The sequence below is a fragment of the Campylobacter concisus genome (genome assembly GCF_002913545.1).
Taxonomy (GTDB): domain Bacteria; phylum Campylobacterota; class Campylobacteria; order Campylobacterales; family Campylobacteraceae; genus Campylobacter_A; species Campylobacter_A concisus_AV.
In genome coordinates, this window is sequence record NZ_PPBR01000132.1 from 57,884 (window position 1) to 67,560 (window position 9,677).

Sequence of the window (9,677 nt, forward strand, 5' to 3'; positions counted from 1 at the left end):
CTTTCACGACTAATTCCTCGTATCAAGGATACTTTTCTTAGTAGCCTCTTTATTTTTTGGCTCGAGTGAGACGAAGTGAATTTCCACTCTATTGTTTTTAGCTCTGCCCTCGTCTGTGCTGTTGCTAGCGATCGGATCAAAAGAGGCCCTGCCAGAAGTGATAAGCCTCTCTTGTGGTACGCCATCGCTAACTAGCTCTTCAAGCACACTTAGCGCTCTTGCGGTAGAGAGCTGCCAGTTGTTTTTGTATATAGAGTCTTTGCTTGGATTTGTATTATCAGTGTATCCGATGATATCTGTTTTTACCTCATTTGGCATTTTGGCTATGATCATGCCTATTCGCTTTAAAAAGAGCTTTGCATCCTCGCCAGAAATTTCAGCACTATCTTTGTCAAAGAGCATCGCAGCTGGAAGCCTAACGATAAAGCCATCCTCGCTCTCCTCCATCGTGATCTCAGGTGCCCCGCTAGCCGTTAGTAGCTCATTTATCTTTTTAACAGTTGAAGTGACCTCGTTTTGAGCGCCTTTTTGAGCTTTTGGCTTTGGAGTGCGTCTGCTTTCAGGGTCTGTCTCTTTTTCTACCTGACTATCTGGTCTTGCGCCACCCTCTAGCACGCTTAGCGCACCAGCTAGTGAGCCAACAGCAGCCTCCATCTTTTTAGCATCCATCGTCGCCATAGAAAGGAGCAAAACGAAAAAGCAAAGTAGGAGCGACATAAGGTCACCAAAGGCAGCCAGCCACTCAGGCATACACTTTGGGCACTCTTCTGGTTTTATTAATTTACCCATTATTCAAACTGACTTTTTCTATCTTTTGGAGGTAAAAATGCTAAAAGCTTAGCTTCAAGCGTTCTTGGGTTGTCCCCTGCTTGTATCGCCATGATACCCTCTAAAATGACTTGCTTCTCAAGTGCCTCATCAGCATCGCGGATCGAGAGAATGTTTGCAACAGGCGAGCCGATGATGTTACCTATCATCGCACCATAAAGTGTCGTAAGCAAGGCAACCGCCATAGATGGACCGATCGCACTAGGATCTGACATATTTAGAAGCATCGCAACAAGGCCAATGAGCGTTCCGATCATACCCATCGCACCTGCAAAACCGCCTACTTGCTCGAAAATTTTGATGTTATTTGCATGCCTTGTGCTAGTTTGATCTATATCGATCTCCAAAAGCGCCCTGATCGCATCTGGCTCATTGCCATCGACCGCCATTGAAAGCCCTTTTTTTAAAAACTGATTTGTCTCATTATTTACTTCGCTCTCAAGTGCCAAAATGCCATCTCGCCTAGCTTTGGTTGAGTAATCAACTACCTTTTTTATAGTCTCAGGTAAATTTACAACAACTGATGGCTTAACAGCAACACCATAAAATTTACCGATACCTTTAAGCGTCTCCATCTTGAAGCCAACCATCATAACGCCGATAGTACCACCAAAAACGATCATCACAGAAGGGATATCGATGTATGGTCCTATACCAACGCCTATCGCCATTGATCCAAACAAAAGCACAAGGGTCAAAACCCAGCCGACGACGGTTCCTAAATCCATTTAAACTCGCTTTATTTATAAATTCTTAAGAATTGCTATTTTATTAGCTTTTTGTTGAAACAATCGTTAAATTAAAAAAAATGTTTGCCATTTTTTGCTACAATCTGCGAAATTTTTAACGTTAAAAGGCTTAAAAATGAACAATAATACTTCAATCATAATCCTAGCTGCTGGTCTTGGTACCAGGATGAAATCAAAACGCCCAAAGGTGCTATTTGAGCTATGTGGCGAGCCAATGATCATTCATATCTTAAAGCAAGCTTATGCGATCACAAATGACGTTAGCGTCGTGCTTCACTACGAAAAAGAGTTAATTAGCAAAAAGATAAAAGAAATTTTCCCTCAAACTAAAATTTTCGAGCAAGATCTAGCAAATTTCCCAGGCACTGCTGGCGCGATAAAAGGCGTAAATTTAAGCGGTGAAAAGGTGCTTGTCACTTGCGGCGACATGCCACTTGTTAGATCAACTGATCTTATGCGCCTAGCAAACGCTGAAGCAGACGTGGTTATGAGCTCATTTGAAGCGGCAAATCCTTTTGGCTATGGCAGAGTTATCATAAAAAACGGCAAAGTTGAGGCCATCGTCGAGCAAAAAGATGCGAGCGAAGCGCAGCTTGCCATAAAAAGCGTAAATGCTGGTTGCTACTGCTTTAAACGCGAGGCGCTAGAGCAAATTTTACCGCTCATAAGCAACCAAAACGCGCAAAAAGAGTACTACTTAACTGATGCAATAAAAATAGCAAACGAAAAGGGCTTAAAGTGCGTTGCAGTAAATGTTAATGAGCAAAATTTCATGGGCATAAATGATAAATTTCAGCTTAGCATCGCTGAAAAAATAATGCAAGATGAGATCAAGCAAAATTTGATGAAAGCTGGCGTTTTGATGCGCATGCCTGAGAGCATTTTCATAGACAGCAGGGCTAAATTTGAAGGCGAGTGCGTGCTCGAAGAAAATGTCAGTATCCTTGGCGAGTGCGTCATCACAGAGAGCATCATCAAAAGCTCATCGGTTATCGAAAGCAGCGTCATCAAAAACTCAGACATCGGCCCACTAGCTCACATAAGGCCAAATTCTGAAATTTCTGACACGCACATAGGAAATTTCGTCGAAGTTAAAAAAGGCGTTCTTAACGGCGTAAAAGCTGGACACTTGAGCTATCTTGGCGACTGCGAGATAGAAAGTGGCACAAATATCGGTTGTGGTACGATCACATGCAACTACGACGGCAAAGCAAAATACAAAACAAAGATCGGCAAAAACGTCTTTGTTGGCTCAGATACGCAGCTAGTTGCCCCTGTAAATATCGCTGATAACGTCATCATCGCAGCTGGCAGCACCATCACAAAAGACGTTGAGAGCGGTGCATTAGCCATCAGCAGAGGTCGCCAAGAGAACAAAAGCGGCTTTTTTGAGAAATTCTTTGGCAAAGACGATGTTAAAAAATAAGAAAATTTTACTTGCCGTTTGCGGCAGTATCGCCTTTTACAAGGCATTCGAAATTTTATCACTGCTTAAAAAGCAAAGCGCTGATGTCTATGTGGCTTTAAGTGACGGAGCGCTTGAATTTTGCAGTGTAAGCGGCTTTGAGGCGTTAAGCGAGCATAAAATTTTAAGCTCACAAACGCAAAACTGGCAAGACGGTGTAAATCACATAGCCTACTCTAAAATGGATCTAGTCCTCATCGCACCTGCCTCGGTAAATACGATAAATAAGCTAACAGCTGGCATCTGCGATAATGTCTTTATGCAAACGCTAATCGCCGCCTCACACGTGCCTTTAGTCGTTGCCCCTGCTGCAAATAACAATATGATCGAGCATTACGCGACGCAAAATTCGCTTGAAATTTTAAAGAAAAACGGCGCTTTAGTAGTTGAGCCAGTGCTTAAAACTCTAGCTTGCGGCGACGTTGGCAAGGGCGGTCTTGCAAGCCCTGAAGTGATAGTAGAAGCTGCTATTAAAAGGCTTAGCAAGCCACTTTTTGCAGGCAAAAAGGTGGTGATAACTGGCGGCGCGACAACCGAAAAGATAGATGATGTTAGAGCCATTACAAATTTCTCAAGCGGAAAGATGGCAAGAGCCTTGGCTAGAGCCTTTTACTACGCAGGTGCGGAGGTAAAACTGCTTGCTAGTTTTGAAACCGCAAATGAGCCGTTTAAGTGCCTTAAATTTAGCTCAAGTAGCGAGCTTTTAGAGCTTTGCAAGAGCGAGTGTGAGGGTGCAAATTTACTTGTAATGTGCGCTGCAGTGAGTGATTTTGTACCAACAAAGATAGATGGCAAGATAAAAAAAGAGGACGTTGGGGAGAGCTTAAATTTAAGCCTAAAGAGAAATGTCGATATTTTGCAGAGCTTAAAAGAGTTTAAATGCAAAAAGATCGGCTTTAAGCTTGAAATTTCAAACGAAAGCGCTCTTAAAAGCGCCAGATCGATGCTAGAGAAAAAAGCGCTTGACGCAGTTTGTCTAAATATTTTGGGCGAGAAAAATGGCTTTGCAAGCGAGCAAAACGAGGTAAATTTCATTACAAAGGGCGGCGAAACCATGCTGCCGCTTGCCTCAAAAGACGAGATCGCAGGGCGCATCGTGGAGCTAGCGGCAAATTTATGATAGAGCAAATCTCGCGCGTCCAAAAGATAGCAAACAACAGCCAAGCTCCGCTAGTAGCGATAAATTCGTCCCTGCCACTTAGCATTTTGGTGAGCCAAAAGGTCGGCTTTAACAGATACATCTTAAATTTCGCAAATAGAAATTTAAACACAAAAAGCGTAAAAGAGCTAAACGTAGGCTCTAGATACTGGGGCGAGGTGCATAGTCAGGGCGAAAACATCGTCATAAAAAATTTATACGAAAAACCAAAAATTTTAGATGAGGACGTTTTGACTGACGGGCTAAATTTGATAGAAAATTTGGTAAAAAACGAGAATTTATCGTGTCTTTACAGCTATTTATTTAAAAACTTAAGCGAAGTTAAAACAAAAGATGAGATGAGAGTACTAGCAAAAATGCTCTTTGCTCTGCAAGAAAATGTCGTGCATATACCATTTGCGTATAGCGGTACAAACGGCATTTTCCAGCTTAAAAAAGAGGCAAGTGAGATGAGAGTTTTTCTTGTTTTTTCAAATTTTGCACCGCTTATTTTTAAATTTAAAGATGAAATTTTATATGAGATCGCAACTCCATTTAGCAACGTCGCAAGCTTGCTAAAAAGCGAATTCAGCGCCGCAGTTGTGGTGCAAAACGTAAGCGCTCTTTGGAGTAAAAAAGAGCAGATAATTGACTTTAAAGGCTAGACATTGAACAAACTTAACCACCTCGCTATCATCATGGACGGCAACGGACGCTGGGCGAAAAAGCGTGGATTTTTGCGGACAAATGGGCACGAGGCCGGGGCAAATGTGGTGAGCGATATGTGCGAATTTTGTATCGATAATGGGGTGAAAATTTTAAGCCTTTACGCATTTAGCACCGAAAACTGGAAAAGACCGCAAAAAGAGGTTGATTTTTTGATGAATTTGCTTAAGAAATTTCTTCTTTTAAAGCGTGATGATTTTATAAAAAATGGGATCAAATTTAACACGATCGGCGACATCTCGCCATTTAGCGATGAGCTAAAAAATGAGATAGAGATCACCAAAAGTGCGACAAGAGAAAATACAAATTTGCTTTTAAATTTAGCGATAAACTACGGCTCAAAAGATGAGATCATAAGAGCTGTGCGAAAACTAAATTTAAAAGGCTGCGAGATAAATGAAGCGAGCCTAAATGCGGCACTTGATGAGAGTGAGCCGGTGGATCTTCTCATTAGAACCGGAGGCGAGAGCAGGCTTTCAAATTTCATGCTCTGGCAGGCAAGCTACGCGGAGCTATTTTTCACGCCGACACTTTGGCCTGACTTTAGCAAGGATGAGCTTGCAAGCATCGTGGCTAAATTTAAAGATATAGAGCGAAGATTTGGCGGGGTTTAGTGAGATAATGGATATTTTGGTCATATTTTTTGCTGTTTTTGCTTTTGTTTTTGGCATCTGCGTGGGGTCATTTTCAAATGTGCTGATATACCGCTTGCCACGAAATGAAAGCATAAATTTCCCAGCCTCACACTGTCCAAAATGCTCTCACAAGCTAAATTTTTATCACAATATCCCGCTTTTTTCATGGCTATTTTTAGGCGGCAAATGCGCCTTTTGCAAGCAAAAGATAAGCCTTGTCTATCCGCTGGTTGAGCTAGCCTCTGGACTACTTTTCCTGATCTGCTTTTTTAAAGAGTGCGGCGAAATTTTAAGCGTAGAAACCTTGTTTTATGCACTATTTTTAGGGCTTTGCTTTATCATGCTACTAGCCCTTAGCGTCATAGACATAAGGTATAAAGCAGTGCCAGATGCGCTTCTTTTTACAGCGCTATTTTTTGCATTTGGCTACGCCCTGCTACTTTTTATCTTTAAAGGAAATTTTGCTCAAATTTTAAATTTACTCCTTTTTGGATTTATATTTTGGGCGCTAAGATTTGTCGTGAGCTTTGCAATGAAGCGCGAAGCCATGGGAAGTGCCGATATCTTTATCGCAGCGATCATCGGAGCTGTTTTACCAGCCAAACTAGCCCTTGTGGCGATCTATCTGGCCGCACTTCTTACGCTTCCAGTCTATGCGCTCGTTCGTAAAAAGGGTTACGAGCTAGCCTTTGTGCCATTTTTAAGCCTGGGACTGCTTGTCACCTACGCTTTTGACGGGCAAATTTTAGAAATTTTAAGGTTAATTTATGAGTAGAGTAAATAAATATCTTTTGTTTAACTTTTTAGGCACGTTCGCATCGCTATTTAGTACGCTTTTTTTGATCATGTCGATCGTCTTTTTTATCCAGGTCGCGCGCATCACCTCATACATTGAGATCAGCTTTGGCGAGCTCTTTAAACTCTACTCATTTATGCTCCCACGCGTGCTACTCTTTGTCGTGCCTATCGCGTTTTTCGTATCACTTGCGATGACACTTTTTAGGCTATCAAAAGAGAATGAAAGTATCGTTATCTTTACGCTTGGTGGCTCGCCAAATAAGATCGCAAGATTTTTCTTAGCTTTTTCAGCCCTTTTAAGCGCTGCCTTGCTGGTAGTTGCCATCGTCATGATACCAATAGCCGCCCAGCTAAATGCAAATTTCATCGACTATAAAAAGACGGTTGCTAAGCTAAATTTAAAGCCAACCCAGTTTGGACAAAAATTCTCCGACTGGATGGTCTATGTGGGCAGTGAAAGTGAAGACAAAAATGGCACAACCTACAAAGATATCGTGATGTTTAACCCCTTTGTCAAAGACTCACAGCGCCTAATAACCGCCAAAAACGCAAAGATCATAAACGTGGGTCAAAGTGTAGAGCTCTCTTTAAACGAGGGCAAAATGTATGACATCAGAGATGAAATTTATCACCAAAGCAACTTCAAATCAATGAAGATAAGAACTGCCCAAAGCGAGGAGATAAGCGACGTTGGCAGCATCAAAGAGTATTGGATGGATGCAGCTAGCAGCGATAAACGCCGAAAAGACCTTAGCACCTACGTCCTAGTGGCCCTCTTCCCGCTTGCTAGCACGCTCTTTGCGATCAGCCTTGGCATCGTCACGTATAGATATGAAAAGGGCATGGTCTATGTTGGCACTTTTGGCGTTTTGTTTGGATATTTTACGCTCATAATGCTCTTTTCATCAAAGCCAGCACTTGCGATACCGCTCATATTTTTCGTATTTTTGCTAGCTGGCGTCTTGCTTTATAAAGCCAAGATCACACGAAGATACTGATGAAAATTCAGCTAATCTACAGCTACGATGGCTCGAAATTTCAAGGCTCGCAGACCCAGCCACATGAAAACGGCGTAGAAGATGAGTTAGAGCGCGCCCTAGCTCACGTTGGTATTTTTGAAAGAGTGATCTCTAGCTCGCGCACCGATAAAAGCGTGCATGCAAACAACCAAAGCTCAAGCGTCGTTTGCGGCGATCACTTTAAAGATTTAAATCGCCTAAAAGATCTTATAAACCGCCACGCACATCCAAGCATTCACATAAAACGCATAAATTTGGTGGATGATAGCTTTCAAGCAAGATTTGACGCGGTCGCAAGGTCTTATAGATATGTGATAGATCACGGTAAATTTGATGTTTTTGGCTCAAACTACAAGGTATTTTTGCCTAAATTTGATACCAGAAAAGCAAATGAAATTTTGCGAAATTTTATTGGTGAGCATGATTTTAGCGCATATATGAAAACTGGAAGCGATACGAAAAGCCCGGTGCGAGAAATTTATAAAGCATTTTGCTACGCATACAAAGAACAAACTATCATCGTTTTTAAAGCAAGTGGCTTTTTGCGCGGTCAGGTGCGGCTCATGGTTGCAAATTTACTAAAGGCGCTAAAGCAAAAAGACGGCAGCGAGCTCATAAAAGCTTCGCTAAACGGACGTCCTGTTCTAACTCGCATACCAGCACCTGCTGAAGGGCTATATCTAAATAGAGTTTTTTATAAATTTAACTAATCTAAAAAGTGGTCTGAAAATAAAATTTGGGGAGAAAAGGATGGTGCGCCCGAGAGAATTCGAATCTCTGACCTTTTGAACCGCAATCAAATGCTCTATCCAGCTGAGCTACGAGCGCACATGAAAAATTAAGTTGTGATATTAACCAAACTTTCCTTAAAAAGAGATTGTATTCATTTTAAATTTATAACCTTTTTAGTAAAATCCTTTGAGCAAAAGGAGCAAAAATGAATGATTTTTTCGATAGTCTAAAAGAGATCAAAAAAGAGCTTACAAAAGAGCAAGGCGTGGCGAAAAAGCCTCAAAAAGAGGCCATTTCTCATACAAAAGAGGAAGCGATCTTACACAAAGAGCAAAAGCTAAGAGATGAATTTTTGGCATATACAAAAGATAGCAATATCAGGAAAATTTAACTTTGGAACGCTAGTTGCTTTAAATAGGGATATTTTGAATGGAGAAACCCATGAATATAACCCAAACTTTAGAATCTTTAAGCATTTTAACCGATAGCGACGCTCTTTTTTGCGAGCTTCGCGCACTGATAAGTAAAAATTTCACAAAAACCCTAGCAAACAAAGATAAGATCATCTCTTTTTACGAAGAGAGCGAGATCCCGCAGCGAAAATGCTTTTTAAAATTTATAAAAAAACTCTATGAAAAACAGGGCAACGAGCTTGACGTGACCTTTGCAAAATACAAAACCATAAAACTATCTTTAGTGCAAAGAAATGCTCTGACAAACATCTACAATATCGACATCGATTTTTTTAATAACGAGATGATCTTTACGCTAAATAACACTCCAAGAGCTTTTGCTAGCTACATTTTGCAAAATTTCAAAGGCAATGAGTCTAAATTTGATGAGAAAAATCATAAATTTAGCCTAAAGATAAAAAAAGATAGCGACTTTGACTTGATTGAAGAGATCATTTCAAAACGCGAACATCTAAAATTTATAGTAAATTTTAACTACAATGAAGTCAAATTTAAAGAGTTCAAAAGAAATTACAAGATCCAAAACTCAGCCAAATTTAAAAGTCGCTTCAGCGCTTTGGCAAATTTACTAGAAGAAAATTTTGAAATTTTAGGCTGCTCAAATAGCGATAGCTTCGAAGCTGTAAGAGATAGCTACCTAGCCCTTGCTAAAATTTATCACCCAGACAGGCACTCAAGCAAGAGCGAAAGCATCAAAAACGAGTATAACGCTAAATTTAAAAAGATCCAAACAGCCTACGAGGGGCTAAAACCGTTCTTTAAAAACCAAGAGAATTTTATAAAGGTAGGCTAGTAGTTTAATGCATATATAAACCTATATATCATGAAATAATAGTTTTGCTATTTTGCTAGAAATTGCTGCATCATTATAAAATTCTTTTTATTTCTAATTTTTTTGCTGTTATTTTAAAAATATCTTCGTTTAGCTTCACAACAATTATATTATATATTTCTCTTTTAGCATCTTTAGCAGTATACGACTCCGCACCTTTAGCCAATAAATAAAATAGCCCTGCCATTTCGCCAGCTGCTGCGTCAGTTCTAACGCTCGGTGCTTTAAACACACTCTTTTTAACGTCAGCATCACGTCCAAGACCAAAAATAGCATACTCCA

At 40.6% G+C, this 9,677-nt stretch carries 11 protein-coding genes, 1 tRNA gene and 1 pseudogene; 9 read left to right on the top strand and 4 right to left on the bottom strand.

The features are described from left to right. Window positions 1–9: 9 nt before the first annotated feature. Both CYP05_RS09635 and CYP05_RS09640 read right to left on the bottom strand, forming a co-directional pair. Window positions 10–789 (bottom strand): flagellar motor protein MotB, encoded by a 780-nt coding sequence (locus tag CYP05_RS09635; protein WP_004318176.1) that lies wholly within the window; start codon window positions 787–789, stop codon window positions 10–12. Further along, window positions 789–1,556, bottom strand: coding sequence for a motility protein A (locus tag CYP05_RS09640; RefSeq protein ID WP_021086711.1), 768 nt, complete (start codon window positions 1,554–1,556; stop codon window positions 789–791). Before CYP05_RS09640 ends, CYP05_RS09635 begins: the two co-directional genes overlap by 1 nt. Before the next feature lie 136 nt (window positions 1,557–1,692). On the opposite strand from CYP05_RS09640, the gene glmU reads away from it, so the two are divergent. Genes glmU through truA form a run of 7 tightly spaced genes read left to right on the top strand, consistent with a single transcriptional unit; the run spans window position 1,693 to window position 8,068 of the window. Further along, window positions 1,693–3,003, top strand: coding sequence for a bifunctional UDP-N-acetylglucosamine diphosphorylase/glucosamine-1-phosphate N-acetyltransferase GlmU (gene glmU, locus CYP05_RS09645; RefSeq protein WP_103615244.1), 1,311 nt, complete (start codon window positions 1,693–1,695; stop codon window positions 3,001–3,003). Continuing rightward, on the top strand, window positions 2,990–4,162 hold the full coding sequence (gene coaBC / locus CYP05_RS09650) for a bifunctional phosphopantothenoylcysteine decarboxylase/phosphopantothenate--cysteine ligase CoaBC (RefSeq protein ID WP_103642780.1): 1,173 nt from the start codon (window positions 2,990–2,992) through the stop codon (window positions 4,160–4,162). The genes glmU and coaBC overlap by 14 nt, the downstream gene beginning before the upstream one ends. Beyond that, the gene (locus CYP05_RS09655; protein ID WP_103642774.1) at window positions 4,159–4,845 is read left to right on the top strand and encodes a hypothetical protein; all 687 of its coding nucleotides are present in this window, start codon (window positions 4,159–4,161) and stop codon (window positions 4,843–4,845) included. Before coaBC ends, CYP05_RS09655 begins: the two co-directional genes overlap by 4 nt. 3 nt (window positions 4,846–4,848) lie before the next feature. Beyond that, complete coding sequence (gene uppS / locus CYP05_RS09660; protein ID WP_103642775.1) at window positions 4,849–5,520, top strand: polyprenyl diphosphate synthase; 672 nt, start codon at window positions 4,849–4,851, stop codon at window positions 5,518–5,520. Between the two features lie 7 nt (window positions 5,521–5,527). Continuing rightward, entirely contained in the window at window positions 5,528–6,316 is a 789-nt protein-coding gene (locus CYP05_RS09665) for a prepilin peptidase (protein ID WP_103642776.1), read from the top strand. Next, the gene (locus CYP05_RS09670) at window positions 6,309–7,337 is read left to right on the top strand and encodes an LptF/LptG family permease (protein WP_103642777.1); all 1,029 of its coding nucleotides are present in this window, start codon (window positions 6,309–6,311) and stop codon (window positions 7,335–7,337) included. Before CYP05_RS09665 ends, CYP05_RS09670 begins: the two co-directional genes overlap by 8 nt. Continuing rightward, complete coding sequence (gene truA / locus CYP05_RS09675) at window positions 7,337–8,068, top strand: tRNA pseudouridine(38-40) synthase TruA (RefSeq protein WP_103642778.1); 732 nt, start codon at window positions 7,337–7,339, stop codon at window positions 8,066–8,068. The genes CYP05_RS09670 and truA overlap by 1 nt, the downstream gene beginning before the upstream one ends. A gap of 41 nt (window positions 8,069–8,109) precedes the next feature. Here the strand turns inward: truA and CYP05_RS09680 are convergent. Beyond that, a tRNA-Arg gene (locus CYP05_RS09680) sits at window positions 8,110–8,186 on the bottom strand. Between the two features lie 109 nt (window positions 8,187–8,295). Here CYP05_RS09680 and CYP05_RS09685 point away from each other — a divergent pair. Together CYP05_RS09685 and CYP05_RS09690 are read left to right on the top strand one after the other, a co-directional pair. Beyond that, a complete protein-coding gene (locus tag CYP05_RS09685; protein ID WP_087581907.1) occupies window positions 8,296–8,481 on the top strand; it encodes a hypothetical protein in 186 nt (61 codons plus the stop codon). Window positions 8,482–8,531: 50 nt separating this feature from the next. After that, window positions 8,532–9,356 (top strand): adenylosuccinate lyase, encoded by an 825-nt coding sequence (locus tag CYP05_RS09690; RefSeq protein ID WP_103642779.1) that lies wholly within the window; start codon window positions 8,532–8,534, stop codon window positions 9,354–9,356. Between the two features lie 73 nt (window positions 9,357–9,429). Here the strand turns inward: CYP05_RS09690 and CYP05_RS10045 are convergent. Further along, window positions 9,430–9,677 (bottom strand): annotated as a pseudogene (locus CYP05_RS10045) (hypothetical protein); the annotation flags it as partial.